The sequence below is a fragment of the Mycobacterium sp. NGS57 genome (assembly GCF_059812405.1).
This window is the reverse complement of record NZ_JCALCP010000009.1, coordinates 39,475-57,314: the sequence shown is the minus strand read 5'-3', so window position 1 is coordinate 57,314 and position 17,840 is coordinate 39,475. Positions and strand designations below refer to the sequence as shown.

15 protein-coding genes are annotated in these 17,840 nt (G+C 70.3%); 5 read left to right on the top strand and 10 right to left on the bottom strand.

Annotation, left to right across the window (positions count from 1 at the left end; translation table 11 throughout):
• Positions 1-6: 6 nt before the first annotated feature.
• From AC5Y43_RS17980 to AC5Y43_RS17960, 5 genes are read right to left on the bottom strand one after another with little or no spacing between them, the layout of a single operon-like run.
• Positions 7-786, bottom strand: a complete 780-nt coding sequence (locus tag AC5Y43_RS17980; RefSeq protein WP_499974655.1) for a cytochrome c biogenesis CcdA family protein — start codon at positions 784-786, stop codon at positions 7-9.
• Positions 783-1,367 (bottom strand): TlpA disulfide reductase family protein, encoded by a 585-nt coding sequence (locus AC5Y43_RS17975; protein WP_499974654.1) that lies wholly within the window; start codon positions 1,365-1,367, stop codon positions 783-785. Before AC5Y43_RS17975 ends, AC5Y43_RS17980 begins: the two co-directional genes overlap by 4 nt.
• A complete protein-coding gene (locus tag AC5Y43_RS17970) occupies positions 1,364-1,972 on the bottom strand; it encodes a histidine phosphatase family protein (protein ID WP_499974652.1) in 609 nt (202 codons plus the stop codon). The genes AC5Y43_RS17975 and AC5Y43_RS17970 overlap by 4 nt, the downstream gene beginning before the upstream one ends.
• Positions 1,972-3,315 (bottom strand): glutamate-1-semialdehyde 2,1-aminomutase, encoded by a 1,344-nt coding sequence (gene hemL / locus AC5Y43_RS17965; RefSeq protein ID WP_499974651.1) that lies wholly within the window; start codon positions 3,313-3,315, stop codon positions 1,972-1,974. Before hemL ends, AC5Y43_RS17970 begins: the two co-directional genes overlap by 1 nt.
• Positions 3,316-3,366: 51 nt before the next feature.
• A complete protein-coding gene (locus AC5Y43_RS17960; protein ID WP_499974649.1) occupies positions 3,367-3,708 on the bottom strand; it encodes a hypothetical protein in 342 nt (113 codons plus the stop codon).
• 66 nt (positions 3,709-3,774) lie between these two features.
• On the opposite strand from AC5Y43_RS17960, the gene AC5Y43_RS17955 reads away from it, so the two are divergent.
• Positions 3,775-4,170 carry a nitroreductase family deazaflavin-dependent oxidoreductase gene (locus AC5Y43_RS17955; RefSeq protein ID WP_499974647.1) on the top strand — a complete coding sequence of 132 codons (396 nt, stop codon included), beginning with the start codon at positions 3,775-3,777 and terminating at the stop codon, positions 4,168-4,170.
• Positions 4,171-4,248: 78 nt separating this feature from the next.
• Positions 4,249-4,464, top strand: coding sequence for a hypothetical protein (locus tag AC5Y43_RS17950; protein ID WP_499974646.1), 216 nt, complete (start codon positions 4,249-4,251; stop codon positions 4,462-4,464).
• On the opposite strand, the gene AC5Y43_RS17945 is transcribed toward AC5Y43_RS17950, so the two are convergent.
• Positions 4,461-5,819: an amino acid permease gene (locus AC5Y43_RS17945; protein WP_499974645.1), complete on the bottom strand. Its 1,359-nt coding sequence runs from the start codon at positions 5,817-5,819 to the stop codon at positions 4,461-4,463. The two genes, AC5Y43_RS17950 and AC5Y43_RS17945, sit on opposite strands and share 4 nt — an antisense overlap.
• 150 nt (positions 5,820-5,969) lie before the next feature.
• Here AC5Y43_RS17945 and AC5Y43_RS17940 point away from each other — a divergent pair, with 150 nt between their 5' ends.
• The 3 genes from AC5Y43_RS17940 (at position 5,970) to AC5Y43_RS17930 (ending at position 12,521) form a co-directional block, all read left to right on the top strand.
• Positions 5,970-6,839, top strand: coding sequence for an alpha/beta hydrolase (locus tag AC5Y43_RS17940; RefSeq protein WP_499974977.1), 870 nt, complete (start codon positions 5,970-5,972; stop codon positions 6,837-6,839).
• A gap of 48 nt (positions 6,840-6,887) precedes the next feature.
• The gene (locus AC5Y43_RS17935; RefSeq protein WP_499974975.1) at positions 6,888-8,984 is read left to right on the top strand and encodes an acyltransferase family protein; all 2,097 of its coding nucleotides are present in this window, start codon (positions 6,888-6,890) and stop codon (positions 8,982-8,984) included.
• A 237-nt stretch (positions 8,985-9,221) separates the two neighbouring features.
• On the top strand, positions 9,222-12,521 hold the full coding sequence (locus AC5Y43_RS17930) for a helix-turn-helix transcriptional regulator (protein WP_499974643.1): 3,300 nt from the start codon (positions 9,222-9,224) through the stop codon (positions 12,519-12,521).
• A gap of 14 nt (positions 12,522-12,535) precedes the next feature.
• Here the strand turns inward: AC5Y43_RS17930 and AC5Y43_RS17925 are convergent, their stop codons facing one another.
• The 4 genes from AC5Y43_RS17925 to AC5Y43_RS17910 are packed head-to-tail and all read right to left on the bottom strand — an operon-like array spanning position 12,536 to position 17,824.
• Positions 12,536-14,173 (bottom strand): class I adenylate-forming enzyme family protein, encoded by a 1,638-nt coding sequence (locus AC5Y43_RS17925; RefSeq protein WP_499974642.1) that lies wholly within the window; start codon positions 14,171-14,173, stop codon positions 12,536-12,538.
• Positions 14,174-14,175: 2 nt separating this feature from the next.
• The gene (locus AC5Y43_RS17920) at positions 14,176-15,375 is read right to left on the bottom strand and encodes a MaoC family dehydratase (protein WP_499974641.1); all 1,200 of its coding nucleotides are present in this window, start codon (positions 15,373-15,375) and stop codon (positions 14,176-14,178) included.
• A 12-nt stretch (positions 15,376-15,387) separates the two neighbouring features.
• Positions 15,388-16,371: an acrylyl-CoA reductase (NADPH) gene (gene acuI / locus AC5Y43_RS17915; protein WP_499974639.1), complete on the bottom strand. Its 984-nt coding sequence runs from the start codon at positions 16,369-16,371 to the stop codon at positions 15,388-15,390.
• A 7-nt stretch (positions 16,372-16,378) separates the two neighbouring features.
• Positions 16,379-17,824: an aldehyde dehydrogenase family protein gene (locus tag AC5Y43_RS17910; protein WP_499974638.1), complete on the bottom strand. Its 1,446-nt coding sequence runs from the start codon at positions 17,822-17,824 to the stop codon at positions 16,379-16,381.
• Positions 17,825-17,840 lie beyond the last annotated feature (16 nt).

Genomic DNA, 17,840 nt, shown 5'->3' with positions numbered 1-17,840 from the left:
GCTGCCTCAAATCGGGAGCCTCACGTCGGAGACGAACGCGTCGCGCAGCCAGGAGACGAAGTCGTTCCACACCCCGGTGACCAACAGGACGCCGACAGCGATCAGCAGCGCCCCGCCGAGGACCTGGATGGCCCGGGTGTGCCGCCGCAGCCAGCCCAGGGCCCCGACCGCGCCCGCCGAGCCGAACGCCAGCAGCACGAACGGGATCCCCAGCCCCAGGCAGTAGGCGATCACCAGCGCGACCCCGCGCGCGACGTTCGCGCCGTCGGTGGCCGACGCAACGGTGATCACCCCGGTCAGCGTCGGCCCGAGGCACGGCGTCCACCCCAGCGCGAAGACCGCGCCGAGCACGGGTGCCCCCGCGACCGTCGTCAGCTGCCGCGGGCTGAACCGGGCCTGACGCTGCAGCGCGGGAATCAGGCCCACGAACACCAGCCCCATCACGATGGTCAGCACACCCCCCGCCCGCTGCAGCACCAGCTGATTGGTGATCAGCCTGGTCGTCATGCCCAGGACGGCGACGGTGCCGAGCACAAACACCGCGGTGAACCCGGCCACGAACAACGCCGCCGATCCGGCGACCCGCCACCGGGCGCTCGGTGGGGCCTTGACCGGGTCGGGCCCTGGCTCTTCGTCGACCCCGACGACCGCGGCCAGATACGACAGGTAGCCCGGGACCAGCGGCACCACGCACGGCGAGGCGAACGACACGAGCCCCGCCAAAAGGCACACGCCCAGCGCCATCAGCAGCGGCCCGGCGGCGGCGATCTGCGCGAAGCCGGTCATTCGCGGGCCACCCGCTGCACGACGGGCTGCAGGTCGGAGGCGAGCAGTTCGCGCAGGAACACCGCGGCCACCCGGTGCTGGCGGTCCAGCACCAGCGTCGACGGGATCACCGTGGTGGGGTACCTGCCGCCGAACGCGATGAGGGTGCGCATCGCGGGATCGTAGATGGACGGGTAGCTCACGTGGTGATCGTCGACGAAGTCCAGGGCCGCCTGACGGTTGTTGTCGCGGACGTCGATGCCGACAAACGACACCCCCATGCCCCGGGTGGCGTCATACACCTGCTGCAGCTGGCCGATCTCGGCCCGGCACGGGCCGCACCACTGTCCCCAGATGTTGACGACGACAACCTGGCCCGCGAAGTCGTCCAGCGATCGCGTGTGAGCGGGGTCGGCCAGGTCGGGGCCCGACAGCGGGCCCGGGTGGCCGCGGCTGGCGGGCGGGTCGTAGTAGATGTCGGTCTTGCCGCCGGGCGAGACGAACTCGAAGGTGCCGCCCTGGGCGACGGCGTCGCGGCCGGAGCAGCCGGCCAGCAGTATGGCCAGCGCCGCCCCGGCCGTCGCCAGTCGCCGCACGATCAACCGCCCGCCGGTTCCCGATACTCCACGTCGACCAGCCGGTCGCCGTCGTAGACGAAGGTCGTCACCGAGCCCAGCCCGCATTCGCGTCGCCGCGGGTCGTGCCACAGTCGCCGGCCGGTCAGGTGCAGCCGCAGCGTCCACACCGGCAGCTGGTGGCTGACGCACACCACCTCGTGGCCGGTGCCGCGGGCGCGTGCCTTGTCGACCGCGGTGGCCATCCGGTCCGCGACCTCGGCGTATGGCTCGCCCCACGACGGGGTGAACGGGTTGCGCAGCCGCCACCAGAACCGCGGGTCGCGCCACGCGCCGTCGCCGGGGCCGACCCGGCGGCCCTCGAAGAAGTTGGCCGATTCGATCAGGTCGGGGTCGGTGTCCACGGGCAGGCCGTGTTTGACGGCGACGGGTGCGGCGGTCTCCTGGGCCCGCTGCAGCGGGGAGGCGATGACGGCGACGATGTCGCGGCCGGCCAGCGCCGCGGCGACCGCGGCGGCCTGGGCCCTGCCGTTGTCGGACAGGCCGAATCCGGGCAGCCGCCCGTAGAGGACGCCGGCGGGGTTGTGCACCTCGCCGTGGCGCACCACATGGACGCGGGTCGTCTCGGCCATCAGCGCCCGACCTCGGCCGTGGCGGCCTGCGCGGCCGCGCGGGCCGCCACGGGCAGGGCGGCCGCGATCCGGTCGAAGGCGGTGTCGTCGAGGGCCGTCGAGACGAACCACGCCTCGAACGCGCTGCACGGCGGGTAGACGCCCGCGTCGAGCAGCGCGTGAAAGAACGGTGGGTAGCGCCACGTCGCGCTGGCCCGCGCGGACGCGAAGTCGGTGACCGGCGTCTCGGCGAAGAACACGCTGAGCATGTTGCCGGAGCGCGAAACCTGGTGTGGCACACTCTCTTTGGTCAGCGCATCAGCAAGTAGGCCGGCCAGGCGGTCGGCATTGGCGTCCAGCGCGGCGTAAGCCGCGTCGTCGGCGGCGCGCAGCGTGGCCAGCCCAGCCGCCACCGCCACCGGGTTACCCGACAGCGTGCCGGCCTGATACACCGGCCCCAGCGGCGCCAGCCGCTCCATCACGTCGGCCCGCCCGCCGAACGCGGCGGCCGGCAAGCCACCGCTCATCACCTTGCCGAACGTGAACAGATCGGCGGCGACCGGATCGATTCCGTACCAACCACTTCGGCTGATCCGGAAACCCGTCATCACCTCGTCGACGATCAGCAGCGCGCCGCGCTCGGCGGTGATCTCGCGCAGCGCCGCGTTGTAGCCCGGCGCCGGCGCGACGACGCCCATGTTGCCCGGGCTGGCCTCGGTGATCACCGCGGCGATCTGGTCGCCGTAACGCGCAAAGCTGTCCCGGACAGCGTCAATGTCGTTGTAAGGCAACACGATTGTGTCGGCGGCGGCGGCGCCGGTGACCCCCGGCGACGCCGGCAGAGCCAGCGTCGCCACCCCGGAGCCCGCGTCGGCGAGCAGCGCGTCGACGTGGCCGTGATAGCACCCGGAGAACTTGACGATCTTGGCCCGGCCCGTGAAGCCGCGGGCCAGCCGGACGGCGCTCATGGTGGCTTCCGTGCCGGAATTCACCAGCCGGATCCGCTCGACCGGCGCCACCCGCCCGACGATCTCGGCGGCGAGCTCGCTTTCCGCGGGCGTCGGAGCCCCGAACGACAGGCCCGAGGCGGCGGCCGTGGCGACGGCGTCGACGACGGCCGGGTGGGCGTGGCCCAGGATCATCGGTCCCCAGGAGCAGACCAGGTCGACGTAGCGGTTGCCGTCGGCGTCGGTGAGCCAACAGCCGCGCGCCTCGGTAATGAAGCGCGGGGTGCCGCCGACCGCCGTGAACGCGCGCACCGGGGAGTTCACCCCACCGGGAATGACGGCGCAGGCGTCCTCGAAAAGCCTCGCCGACGCGGTCACCGCGGCCGGGGCGCGCGCAGCCGCCTGGTCGGTACCCATGCCGACCAGTGTTCCAGCCGCCGTCGATCGTTCAACTACAGGGTGTAGCAGTCAGGCGCCCTGGTTGTCGGCAGCCTGGGCGGCCCGCAGGTCACGTCGGGCGGCTTCACGCTCCCGTTCGGCCGCGCGCTGGTGTTCGGCGACGTCGCCCAGGCCCTCGGCGACCGCCCGCTCGTGGACCTCGGCGGCGCGTTCGTGCGCGGCGCCGGCCTGGTAGTGGCGATGCACCGCGCGCTGGTGGGCCTCCTGGTCACGCTCGTGTGAGCGCTCGGCGCGCTCGGCGGCGCGTTCCACGTCGTCGGCCGTGACGGCCTTGCGGGCCGCCAGTTCTTCGCCCCTGCGCAGCAGCTCCCGGGCGCGTCGGCCCGCCTCGTCGCCGGGTGAATCGGCCATGGGGCGACAGTACGCTTGCGCCGCACGACCTTGATGCTCATCGGGCCCACGAGTTTGATGGGAAGCATGCAACTTCCACAACGGCTCGCGCGGTTCAACCGGCACGTCACCAACCCGGTCCAGCGGCTCTGGGCCGGCTGGCTTCCCCCGTTCGGCATCGTCGAGCATTTGGGGCGCAAGTCGGGCAAGCGGTACCGCACCCCGGTGAACGTGTTCAGCGCCACCGTCGACGGCAAACCCGGCGTGGCGATCGTGCTGACCTACGGCCCGGACCGCGACTGGTTGAAAAATCTCACCGCCGCCGGCGGCGGGCGGATGCGCCGCAACGGCAAGAGCTTCGACGTCTCCGATCCTCGGGTGGTCACCCGCGACGAGGCGGCCGCACGGGTGAGGAACGGGGCACGGCCGATCTTTTCCCGGCTGCCATTCGAGCACGCGGTGTTGCTCACCCGGGCCGGTTGACCGACTGACCGCGCGCGTCGCGCGAATAGTCGCCGACCCTGGTGAGCATCGCCGAAGTCGAAGGAGAACGGGAGCAACATGGCCGAGCCGCAGAATCAACACAAAAGTGATCCCCGCCATCACACGGTCAAGCTGAAAACGATGCTCGAGGATGTGCTTCAACACGCGCGTGAGGACATCGCCAAAATCGAAGATCCCAAAGGACAGGCCCTTTTCGAGGTGACGGCCGAAGTGATAGGCGGGCTGCTGAACGCCTACAACGACTACGAGTTAGGCGGACCGGCTTGGCGCTAGCCGTCGCGTCCGACACGGATGCGGCCGCGAGTCCGCGCGACGAAGTACAGCCCGATCACCACGACCCAAGACAGCAGGCTCAGCCAGAGCTGACTGCGCGCCGAACGGTCGAACGCCATCTGCACCAGCACGGCGGTGATTCCGGCGAGGGTGAGGATCGACAGCACCGGGAAGAACCACATCTTGATCCGCAGCTCGTCGTCGGGCGTGCGGCGGCGCAGGATGATCTGCGACAGGGCGATCAGCCAATAGACGAACAGGATGACGGCGCCCGAGGAGTTGAGCAAGAAGAGGAAGACGGTGTTCGGCGCGACCCACGCCATGACGACGCATCCGAAACCGACCGCCGACGAGCTCAGGATGGCGAGGTGCGGGACCCCGCGCCCGCTGACCCGGACCAATTGGGCCGGAGCCTCGCGCCGGTCGGCGAGCACGAACAGCATGCGCGACGCCGTGTACAGCCCCGAGTTCAGGCAGGACAGCACGGCGGTGAGCACCACGGCGTTCATCACCTGATCAGCTCCGCGCAGGCCCATGTGTCTGAGGGCGGCGACGTACGGCGAAGCGCCAGTTTCCAGCGAATTCCACGGCAGGATCACCACGAGCAGGAACACCGAACCGACGAAGAAGATCGCGATACGCGCCACCACCGACCGCGTCGCCCGCTGGACCGCGACCTCGGGATCGCGGCTTTCGGCGGCGGCGACGGTGACGATCTCCGCGCCGACCATCGAGAAGATCACCACCACGATGGCCGCGAAGACCGCCCCGACCCCTTTCGGGAAGAATCCGCTGTGCGCGGTGAGGTTGGAGAAGTCCGTGTTGTGGCCGGGCAGCAATCCCAGGACGTAGAGCGAGCCGACGACAAGGAAGACCACGATCGTGGCGACTTTGATTCCGGCGAACCAGAATTCGAACTCGCCGAACGATGACACCGAGAACAGGTTCGTCGCCGTCATCAGCAGCATCAGGCACAGCGACAGCAGCCACAGCGGCGCGTGAAACCAGTAGCCGAGAACCTTTCCTCCGGCGACCGCCTCGAACCCGACCACGATCACCCAGAAGTACCAATACAGCCAGGCGACCGAAAAGCCCGCCCATCCGCCCAGAGCGCGCGCCGCGTAATCGGCGAACGATCCCGTCGAGGGGTTGGCGGCGGCCATCTCCCCGAGCATCCGCATCACCAGGACGATCAGCAGGCCGCACAGCGTGTACGTCAGGAACGCGGCGGGTCCGGTGTCCTTGATGACCACGCCGGAGCCCACGAACAGCCCAGCGCCGATCACCCCGCCGATGGCGATCATGCTGAGCTGACGCTGCGACAATCCTTGCCGCAGTTGCGAAGCGCTGGCCATGGCTAACCACAGCACATCGATTGGCGCGACGCCACCGGCGTTTCACCGCCCGGCAAAGGTCACCGGTTCGCGACCGGGCGATCACGTGAGATCACGCAATGCTTCCAATTCGGCGTGGCTGGACCGATATCGAGCGATCGGCCCGGCATTATTGCGATCATGCCTGATCTGACCCGCCGGGCGGTGCTGCGGATGGGCGCCGGTGCCGGCCTGGGAGCCGCTGGCATCTTTGCGTTCGGTGCCGTGTTGGATCCGGTCAGGCCGCAAGCCGCGCCGGCACCGCTGGGGCCCGCCCCGTTCGAGCCTCCGACCGCCGGCACCCTGCCGACCAGGCTCACCGGTTCGTTCGTGTCGGCCGCTCGCGGGGGCATCAAGACCAACTATGTGATCGCCGTGCCGCCCGGCCAGACCGGGGCGCTGCGGCCGGTGATCGCGTTGCACGGCGTGGACGGCGACGCCAACCAGATGCTGGACATGGGGGTTCAGGAGGGGCTGGCCCGACTGGTCAAGGAGGGCAGGCCGCCGTTCGCGGTGGTGGGTGTCGACGGGGGCAACACCTATTGGCACAAAAGGGCTTCCGGCGTGGACTCCGGCGCGATGGTGCTCGACGAACTGTTGCCGATGCTGTCCACGATGGGCTTCGACACCTCGCGGGTGGGTTTCATGGGGTGGTCGATGGGCGGCTACGGCGCGCTGCACCTCGGCGCCAAGCTGGGCCCGTCGCGCACGGCCGGGATCTGCGCGATCAGCCCGGCGCTGTACACCTCGTTCGCGGGCAGCGCGCCGGGCGCGTTCGACAGCTACGACGACTGGGTGCAGAACAACGTCGTCGGCGTGCCGGCGCTCAACACGATTCCGCTGCGCGTGGACTGCGGCACCTTCGACCGCTTCTATTTCGCCACAAAGCAATTCGTCGGCCAACTGAAGACCAAGCCGTCGGGCAGCTTCTCCCTGGGCGGACACGACGTCGGCTACTGGCGCATGCAACTGCCCGGCGAGCTGGCCTGGATGGCGACCTAGCCCACGCAGATGACCGTCGAGGAAGCCGTCGCCACCAGCACACGCCGGGTGGAGCGGCGACCTTCCCGCAAGGGATTTCGTCCGGACATCGAGGGTTTGCGCGCGGTCGCGGTCGTCGCGGTCGTGGCGTACCACGCGGGCGTTCCCGGCGCCGGGGGCGGCTACGTCGGTGTGGACGTCTTCTTCGTCATCTCCGGCTTTCTCATCACCGGGCTGCTGTGGCGCGAGGTCGCCGACACCAAAACCGTTGCGCTGGGCCGCTTTTACGGCGCCCGGGCCCGGCGCCTGCTGCCGGCGGCGGCCACCGTCGGCGTCGTCACGGCCGCCGTGGCGGCCGTCGCGCTGCCGCCGCTGCAGGCACGCGCCGTCCTGCTCGACGGCATCGCCAGCGCCCTGTACGTGGGCAACTACCGGTTCGCCGGCCAAGGCACCGACTACCTGTCCCCCGGCGCGCCGTCGCCGTTCCAGCACTACTGGTCGCTGGGGGTCGAGGAGCAGTTCTATCTGGTGTGGCCGGTGCTGATCATCGGCACGGCGTGGCTCGCGCGTCGCCGAAGGAACGACCGTGCCGTCCCGTACGCGGTGACGCTGACTCTGGTCGGGGGGGCGTCGCTGGCGGCGGGCCTGGCGTGGACCCACACGTCGCCCTCGTGGGCGTTCTTCTCGCTGCCCACCCGCGCCTGGGAGTTGGCGGCCGGCGGCCTGGTGGCGCTGTCGATTCGCCGGTGGCGGCGGCTGCCGCTGCGGCCCGCGGCGATCGCCGGGTGGGGCGGCCTGGCGCTGATCGCGCTGACCTGCACCCAGCTGGGCCCGGGCACGCCCTACCCCGGCACGGCGGCGCTGCTGCCCGTGCTGGGCACCGCGCTGGTGATCGGCGGCGGGTGCGCCGCCGGCGGCCTGGGGGCCGGGCGCCTGTTGTGCCGGCCGGCGATGCGGGCGGTCGGCCGGGTCTCCTATTCGTGGTACCTGTGGCACTGGCCCGTGCTGCTGCTCATGCCGAAGCTGTTGGGGGAGCCCGACGGGCTGCCGGCGCGGCTGGCCGCGGTCGCCGTCTCGGCCGGGCTGGCCGTGATCACGTTGCATCTGGTCGAGAACCCCGGCCGGTTCGCGGCCGCGCTGCGCCGGTCGGTGAAGGCGAGCCTGGCCGTGGCCGGCACCGCCAGCGTGGCCGCGGCGTGCGCGTGCGCACTGTTGCTGACCGTGACGCCGGTGCCGGCGGGGCACGGCGCGGCGGCCGCCAAGGCCAACATCGTCACGCTGCCGCCCGCGAGCCGCGCCGAGCCGGCGGCGGTCGAGCGGGCCTTCGCGCAGGTGCGCGACGCGGTGGCGTCGTCCGTGGGCCTGCGGGCCGTCCCCGCCAACCTGGACCCGCCGCTGGCGCAGGCCGCGGCCGACAAGGCGACCGTCTTCGTCAACGGCTGCGTGCGCTCGTGGCGGGAGGTGGGCCAACCCGAGTGCGCGGCCGGTGACACCGCCTCGCCGACGACGGTGACCCTGGTCGGCGACTCGCACGCGGCCATGTGGGCGCCCGCGTTCCAGCGGGCCGCCGAGCAACAGCACTGGCGGCTGGAGACGCTGGCCAAGGTGACCTGCCCGCTGCAGGAACTGCGCATCACCAGCCCGTATCTGGGCCGCGAGTACACCGAGTGCGAACAGTGGCGCGCGCAGGTCGTCGACCGGCTGCGGGCCGAGCACCCGCGGCTGGTGGTACTGGACATGAGCCGGCGCTACGGGGCGGATTTCGGCTTCGTGTCCTACGACCCGGCGTGGATCGACACGTTGGGCCGCACCGTGGCGTTGCTGCGCGCCGCCGGGTCGACGGTGCTGGTCCTGGGGCCGGCACCGGATCCGCACGGGCCGGTGCCCGCGTGCCTGTCCGCCCATCTCGACGACGCCACCGCGTGCGCTCCGGCGCGCTCGGCCGCGGTCGACGACGACGGCATCGCCGCCGAGCGGACCGCGACCGTCGCCGCCGGCGGGCGCTACGCCGAGCTGACCGACCTGTTCTGCACCCCCGACCGGTGCCCGGCGATCGTCGGCAACACCCTGGTCTTCCGCGACGACAACCATGTGACGACCGAGTACGCGCAACTGCTCGCGCCGGTGCTCGGCGCGCTGGCCGACCGCGCCCTGGCGCCGGAATGAACTTGTCACCGCCACCGAACGTCTTATCAGTGAAAGGAATTGGGAGGTTTCCGACATGACTTCGCTGCTACTGGTCTGCATGGCCGCCGCCGTCCCGGTCGTTGGCGTCGGCGTCATTCAGTTGCAGACGCGCCTGGAGCGATGGGACTACGAACGGCACGCGGAGGACTGAAGTTCCGCCGGCTAGCCGCCGGGTCTACGCATTTATGCCGATGTTTTGGGGTTCGCCGCGCCCGCATGCTGGCTAACATGAGCGAGATCGATACGCCGCTGGTGGACTGGAGCGAGCAAAGCGTGAGCGAGCTGCCCATTGGGACCGTGACGTTGCTGCTTGCCGATGTCGAAGGGTCCACCCGGCTGTGGGAAACCCAGGCCGCCGTCATGGCGGCCGCGCTCGAGCAGCTCAATCAAACGGTGAACGATCTCGTCGCCGCCCATGGCGGGGTGCGGCCGGTCGAGCAGGGTGAGGGCGACAGCTTCGTGGCCGCGTTCTCGCGCGCCAGCGACGCCGTCGCGTGCGCGCTTCGGCTGCAGCTGGCGCCCCTGGCGCCGATCCGGCTGCGCATCGGCCTGCACACCGGCGAGGTCCAGTTGCGCGACGCCGGCAACTACGCCGGGCCGACCATCAACCGGACCGCGCGGCTGCGCGACCTCGCCCACGGCGGGCAGACCGTATTGTCCGGCGCCACCGAGTCGTTGGTGCTCGACCGGTTGCCGGCCGATGCGTGGCTGACCAACCTGGGCGTCCACCCGTTGCGCGACCTACCGCGCCCGGAACGCGTCGTGCAACTCAATCATCCCGACCTGCGCAACGACTTTCCGCCGCTGCGCACCGCGAACGACGTTGCCGGGTCTCATCTTCCGGCCCAGCTGACCAGCTTCGTGGGTCGTGGCTCGCAGGTCGGCGACATCGGGCAGCTGTTGAAGGAGAACAGACTGGTGACCCTGACCGGTGCCGGCGGGGTGGGCAAGACGCGCCTGGCGATCCAGGTCGCCACCGAGGTGGCCCGCGAGTTCGCGGGCGGCGTCTGGTTTGTCGACCTCGCGCCGGTCACCAATCCGCTTCTCGTACCCGTCATCCTGGCGCGCACGCTGGGTCTCGCCGACCAGCCGGGCCGCTCCACCATGGAGACGGTGGCGAAGTTCGTCGGGGGACGAAAGACGTTGCTGCTCCTGGACAATTGCGAGCACCTGCTGGATGCCTGTGCGGCCCTGACCGTCGCGCTGCTCGATGCGGGCCCGGACGTGACGGTGCTGGCCACCAGCCGCGAGCCGATCGGCATCGCCGGGGAGCTGACCTGGCGGGTGCCGTCGCTGTCGGTGGACGGCGAGGCCGTGTCATTGTTCGTCGACCGGGCCCGCCGGACCAGGCCGGATTTCGGCCTCACCGAAGACAATTCGTCCGCCATCATCGAGATCTGCCGGCGCCTGGACGGCATGCCGCTGGCGATCGAGCTGGCGGCCGCGCGCACCCGGACTCTGTCGCTGACCCAGATCGTCGACGGCCTGCACCACAACTTCCGCCTGCTCGCCGGGGGCGCGCGCACCGCGGTCCGCCGCCAGCAGACGCTGCGCGCGTCCATCGACTGGTCGCACGCCATGCTCACGGAGCCGGAACGCGTCCTGTTCCGCCGCCTGGCGGTGTTCATGGGCGGGTTTGACCTCGACGCCGCATACGCCGTGGGCGCCGACACCGACGCCGAGCACTATCAGCTCATCGACCTGCTCGGGCTGCTCGTCGACAAGTCGCTGATCGTCCCCGAGGAGATCCGGGGCACGATGCGCTACCGCCTGCTGGAGACGGTCCGCCAGTACGGCCTGGAAAAGCTCGCGGAGTCGGGCGAAGCCGAGGCCGTGCGGGCCCGCCACCGCGACCACTACACGGTCTCCGCGGTGACGCTGGAATCGCAAACCGGCGGCGACGGAACACCGTTGGTCCCCTGGGCCGAGCTCGAGATGGACAACCTGCGGGCCGCGCACGCGTGGAGCTGCGACGCCGGGGAATTCGAGCCGGCGCTGCAGCTCGTGTCGGCGTTGCAGCGGCTGTGGGTGACGCGGGGACGGTTCCGCGAGGGCGTGGCCGGGTTCGCCGCCGTGTTCGACGACGAGCGCTACCGAGACGACGGCGTCGCCCCCGAGGAATGGATTCGGGCGGTCGCCGATGCGGGGCTGCTCGCGGTCTGGTTCTCGGTCCCGTTCAACCTGCAACGGGCCGAAGGGGCGCTCGCCGCGGCGCGCGAACTCGGCGACCCGGTCCTCGTCGTGCACACCCTGGCGACCTGCGGCATGCTCGCCTTCAACGACGCCGAGTTGGCCAAGCCGTATTTGGACGAGGCCGTCGAGTTGGTCCGCGCGTCGGGCGACCGGTCCGGCCTTCATCTGGTGCGCGCCTACGAATGCTTCGCCCGCAATGCCGCCGGCGATCCCATCGCCTCGCAAGCGGCGGGCGAGGAGGCGGTCGCGGTGGCCGACGCGCTCGGCGACAGCTTCATGTCGCGATACAGCCGGACGTTCCTCGTCGGATCGCTTGCGCTGCAGGGCAAGCTGACGGACAGCCTTCTCGTGGCCCGTTCGCTGGTGGACGAGGCGCGGGCGGCCGGGGACCGCACGATGGAGGCGTTCGGTCTGATGGCCTTGGGAAACCCTCTCGTGTACACGGGCGATGCCGCGGCCGCGCGCGCGACGGCACAGGCCGCCCTCGAAGTCGCCGCCGAAATGGGCGGATTCCACGAGGACAGTGCGTACGTGGGCCTGGCCTACGCCGCGCTGGCCGGTGGCGACGCCGCCGCGGCGAAGGAATTCTGCGATGCGGCCTGGCGGCACACATATCCGCTGAAGGAACTGTTCACCCGGAGCCTGGTGCCGATGGCCGAGGCGGCCATGTGCTGCGGCGATCTGGTGACCGCCCGCCGCTGGGCCGACGGCACCGCCGCGGTCGTTCCGGGGGCCTACCGGGCATGGGCGCTGGTGTCGCGCGCCCGGGTGGCCATCGCGCAGGGCGAATTGCAGCAGGCCGACCGCGACCTGCACGACGCCATCGAGGTCGCCGAACGCACCGGCGGGTACCTGCGCCTGCCCGACACGCTCGAATGCCTCGCCGGGTTGGCCGGCGACCCCGCGCACGCCGCGCGGCTGTTCGGTGCGGCCGAGGGCATGCGGCGGCGACACTGCGAGGTACGCTTCAAGGTCTTTGACAAGGCCTACGACGAGTCGGTGGCGGCGACGCGTAACGCGCTGGGGCAGAATCTATTTGATGCCGCGTGGTCCGAGGGCGCCGCGCTGTCCACCGGCGAGGCCATCGCCTATGCACAGCGCGGCCGCGGCGCCCGCGGCCGCCCGGCCAGCGGCTGGGAGTCGCTGACGCCGACCGAGCGAGAGGTCGTCGGACTCGTCGGAGAAGGGCTGTCCAACAAGGACATTGCCGCGCGGCTGTTCATCTCCCCGCGCACCGTGCACTCACACCTCACGCATGTCTACGCGAAACTCGGGGTGTCGTCGCGGGTGCAGCTCGTTCGCCAGGCCGACCGGCACGCCTAGGGCGCGGCCGAAACTCACGCGAGCCGCTTGGCGGCCAGTTCCCGGAGCTCGCCGGCCTTGATCTTGGCGTTGCCGGTCACCGCCACCTCGTCCTCGCGGAAGAACAGCACGTGGCGGGGCACCTTGTAGCTCGCCAAGCGCTGCCGCAGGAACGCCGAAAGCTCTGCGGTGTCGATGGTCACGCCGTCGTGCGGCACCACGCAGGCGACGACGGCCTCGCCGAGGGTTTCGTGCGGGACGCCGACGGTCTGCGCCACCTTGACGCCGGGGTGCGCCATGAGGGCCTCGTCGACCTCGCGCGGCGAGACGTTGGCGCCGCCGGTCTTGATGATGTCGGTGAGTCGGCCCTGCCAGTACAGCCGGCCGGCGTCGTCGAGGTAGCCGCCGTCACCGGTGGGGAAAAAGCCCTCGGCGTCGAGGGTTTCGTCCAGCGGCGTACCGATGTAGCCGAGCATCAGCGTGGGACCCTTGACGTGGATCTCACCCGACTGGCCGCGTGGCACGACGGCTCCGGTCAGCGGGTCGCTGATCTTCAGCGTCGCCCCGGGCAGCGCAATCCCGAAGCTCTCGGCGTGCACGTCGGGCGGGGTGTTGGCGGGGTAACCCGTTGTGATCGTGAAGGTTTCGGTGTTGCCGTAGGCATGCCCCGGTTCGTACCACTCGCCCGAAACCGTGGGATGGTGGGCGATCGGGGTCTTGAAGTCCGCGTACCGCACGCTGCTCAAATCCGCCCGGTCCCAGTTGGGCGCACCCTCCAGCTGGGCCCACTGATGCGGCCAGGCGAACGGGAAGTTCACCCGCTCGGCCTGGATCAGCTCGAGCGCCTCGGCGGCGTCGAACGTCGACTGCAGCACCAGCGACCCGCCGCTGGCCAGCGTCGAGCCGAGCACCATCGCGAAATTGCCCGACCAGAAGAAGCCGTTGGCCGTCCAGCCGCGGACGTGGTCGCCGGGGCCGAACCCGTACATGCGCCGGAAGCGCCACAGCTGGATGCACACGCCGCGATGCGCGCTGAGGATGCCCTTCGGCTTGCTGGTGGATCCCGACGAGAAGAACAGCACGGCCGCGTCGCTGGGCGACGCCGCCCCGGCCGTCGCCTCGACCAGCTCGCGCGGCTCCTCGGCCCCGGAAGTCAGGAAATCCGACCATGTTTCGATGCCCTCGGCGGCCGGATCGCCGACCGCGACGAGGCGGCGCAGGAACGGATAGTTCGCCGGGTCCAGGGCGGCCAGGACGGTGGCGAAGTCCTTCGACGGCACCTTGCGCTCGAACAGCAGCACCGAAACGGCCGACGCCCGCAGCAGGTGGTCCAGCTCGGACGGCGTGGAAAACGTGCTGAGCGTGACGGCCACCCCGCCGGCCAGCGACGTGCCGAACACCGCGGCGAGCCATTCCGGCCGGTTGGTCATCAGAACGCCGACGCGGCCGTCCTTGCCCAGGCCGCCCGCGCGCAACGCGCGCGCCACCTCGATGGCGCGCTCCCACAGCTGCGCGTACGTCCAGCGCACCGCGCCGTCGGCGGTCCGCCACACGACGGCCTCGCGGTCGCCGTACGCCTGCGTCACCTCGCGCAGGAAGCCCGGCAGCGTGAGCGCGCCCAGCCCGGGCTCGTCCGCCAGCGGCGGCCCGGACACTATCGAAAGCTGTTGCATCGCTACAGCGGCAGCTCGACCTCGGCCGTGCAACCCACCAGCATCTCCCCGTTCTGGTTGGTCAGCCGCAGCTTCACCTGCACCAGCGGCACGCCCCACGTCGACTCCGGTTGCTTGTCGACGATCTCGGCGTCGAAATAGGTGACGTCGCCCTCGAACGCCGGCGTGCGGAAGTCGGCCTTGGAATGGCGCACCATGCCCTCGTGGCCGGCCCAGTACGCGAGGTAGTCCGTGCACCACGCGCCCATCGTCGCGCCGTAGCCGTAGGCGCGGGCCATGCCGACCTCGCTGGCCCGCTCGGCGTCGATGTGCCCGCGCGACGGGCCCACGTACAACCCGTCACGCTTGCGCGGGTCGATTTTCGCGTCTTCCTCGTCGAACGCGAAGTCCTTGCCCCAGCCGGGATCCTGATAGACCCACGGGTCCTCGATGCCGCGCGGCGCCACCCATTCGAAGGTGCCCCAGATGTTGAACAGGAACGCCCGGTATTCGGTGGTGAAGCTGGCGATGCTGTGCGGACCGATCACGCGGCGCGGCAACGTGTCGCCGACCTTCACCTCGTCGAAGCGCGGCGAGACACCCGTGCGGTTGGACTCGAGCCACTCCCGGCGCAGCCGCTCGACGGCCTCGAGTTCGGGCTGCGTCCAGCGCTTGATCTCGCCCAGCTGGTTCTCGAACATCCCGCGCTTGGTCGCTTCGTCGTAGAGATAGCGGATCGCGGTGGAACGTTCGCGGGCCACCAGGGTGCCGTGCTGGTTGGTGTGCACCGTGTCGCCGCGCGAGAACATTGTCGGGCCGGCGAATTTCGTCTCGGTCACCTTGTAGTCGTGGAACCGGCGCTCCTGGAACAACTTGTCCCCGGGCCGCACCGGGCAGCCGTAGAACCACCATTCCTCGCCGCCGAAGATCAAGTGGCTGTTCGGAATGTGGCCCACGCACGCCGGCGCGGCGCCGTGGCCGTAGTCCAGGGCCACCGCGATGGACTGCGGCGCGACGATGCCGCCGAACTTCGAGTCGCGGGCGAATTTCTCGTCCCAGTGCACCGGATTGGGGTAGTCCATCGCCATCACCCAGCGCCGGATGTCGGAGGAACTACACGGATCCCACAGTTGCCCGCCGCCCACCGGCTTGCCGACCCGATGGTCGACGTCGGACAGGTCGAGTTGCACGCCCTTGGCGCTCTTGGCGCTCTTATCAGTCATCTGCCGCCCCATTTAGCGGTTGACGTCGACGACGATGCGACCGCGCACCTTGCCGTCCATCAGCTCGCCGGCCGCGGCGATCGCCTCGCCCAGCCCGATCTCGCGGGCGATCGAATCCAGCGCGCCGGCGTCCAGGTCGCGCCCCAGGCGCTCCCAGGCCGTCAGGCGCCGCGCCTTGGGCGCCATCACGCTGTCGATGCCGAGCAGGGAGACGCCGCGCAGGATGAACGGCGCGACCGTGGCCGGAAAGTCCATGCCCTGGGCCAGACCACACGCGGCCACCGCGCCGCCGTAGCGCGTCTGCGCGCAGGCGTTGGCCAGGGTGTGGCTGCCTACGGTGTCGACGACACCCGCCCAGCGCTCCTTCTGCAACGGCTTGCCGGCCTCGCCGAGTTCGGCGCGATCCAGCACCGTCACCGCGCCCAGTCGCTGCAGGAACGGCTCTTCGGACGACTTGCCCGTCGCGGCGGCCACTTTGAACCCGGCCGCCGTGAGCAATGCGATCGCGACGCTGCCGACGCCGCCGGTCGCCCCGGTCACCAGCACCTCGCCCTGCTCGGGTAAAACCCCGTGCTGCAGTAGCGCTTCCACGCAGAGGCTGGCGGTGTAGCCGGCGGTGCCGATCGCCATCGCCTGGCGGGTGGTGAAGGCCGACGGCAACGGGATCAGCCAGTCGCCGTCGAGGCGGGCGCGCTGAGCCAGCCCGCCCCAATGCGTTTCGCCAACGCCCCACCCGTTGAGCACCACGGGGTCGCCCTTTTTCCAGTCGGCGTGGCCGCTGTCGGTCACCACGCCGGCGAGGTCGATGCCCGGGACCATCGGGAACTTCCGCACCACGGGCGACTTGCCGGTGATCGCCAGGCCGTCCTTGTAGTTCAGGGTGGAATACTGCACCTCGACCGATACGTCACCCTCCGGCAACTGCGCCTCGTCCACCTCGGCGACCCCGACCGTCTGGCCCGCATCGCCCTTTTCGATCAGAACTGCTGAAAACACTTGTGTTTCATCCCTTCTGTGCGGGCGCTTCTTTTAGCCCGTAGCCCAACGTGCTCTTGATCTCCAGGTATTCGTGGAACCCGAATTCGCTCCACTCGCGGCCGTTGCCGCTGCGCTTGTAGCCGCCGAACGCCGCGTTCATGTCGAAGGCGTGGTTGATCGTCACCCAGCCGGCGCGGATCTTGCGGGCGACCTCGCGCGCCTTGTCCAGGTCGGCGCCCGAGACGTAGCCGGCCAGGCCGTAGTCGGTGTCGTTGGCGATCTCGACGGCCTGGTCGAGGTCGTCGTAGCCGAGCATGCATAGCACCGGCCCGAAGATCTCCTCGCGCGCGATCGTCATGTCGTTGGTGACATTGGCGAAGACGGTCGGCTTGACGTAGTAACCGTTGTCCAGGCCCGCCGGCCGGCCCGGGCCGCCCGCGACGACCGTCGCGCCCTCGTCGATGCCCTTCTGGATCAGGCCCTGCACCTTCTCGAACTGCGCCTTCGACGCCACCGGACCGATCGCCCGCGCATCGTCGGGGCTGCCCACCCGTACCTGCTCGGCGACCTCACGGGCGATCGTGATGGCCTCGGCCATCCGCGAATTCGGCACCAGCATGCGCGACGGCGCGTTACAGCTCTGCCCCGAGTTCGGCATCATGTTCACCACACCGGCACGGACGCTGTCGGCGAAACCCGCGTCGTCGAGCACGATGTTGGGGCTCTTGCCGCCGAGCTCCTGGGTCACCCGCTTGACCGTCAGGGCGGCGTTGGCGGCCACCTCGACGCCGGCGCGCGTGGACCCGGTGAACGACACCATGTCGATGTCGGGATGGGCGGCCAGGGCGGCGCCGACGCCGGGCCCGTCGCCGTTGACCAGGTTGTAAACGCCGGCCGGCACCCCGGCGGCGTCAAGGATCTCGGTGAAGAGATACGCCGAGAACGGCGCCACCTCAGACGGTTTCAGGATCATCGTGCACCCCGTCGCGAGCGCCGGGTACACCTTGACCGCGATCTGGTTGAGCGGCCAGTTCCAGGGCGTGATCAGCCCGCACACGCCGATCGGCTCCTTGACGATCAGCGTTTCCCCGTGCTGTTCCTCGAACCGGTAGTTCTTCAGCACGTCGATGGCCGTCACCAGGTGACCGAGCCCGAGTTGGACCTGCGGTCCCGCGGCCAGCGACGGCGGGGCGCCCATCTCCTCGGTGACGGCGTCGGCGAGATCGCCGGCGCGCCTCTGGTATTCGGCGAGGATGGCCTGCAGCAGGTCCAGGCGTTGCTCGCGGGTGCTTTGCGACCAGCTGCCGAAGGCGCGCCGGGCCGCGTTGACCGCGACGTCGACGTCGGCGGCCGACCCGAGCGAGATCTTCCCGCCGACCTGCTCGGTCGCGGGGTTTTCCACGTCAAACGCGTTGGGCCGCACGGGGTCGACCCACTGGCCGTCGATGTAGAACTTCAGGTATTCGCGCATGAATTCATACCCTTCC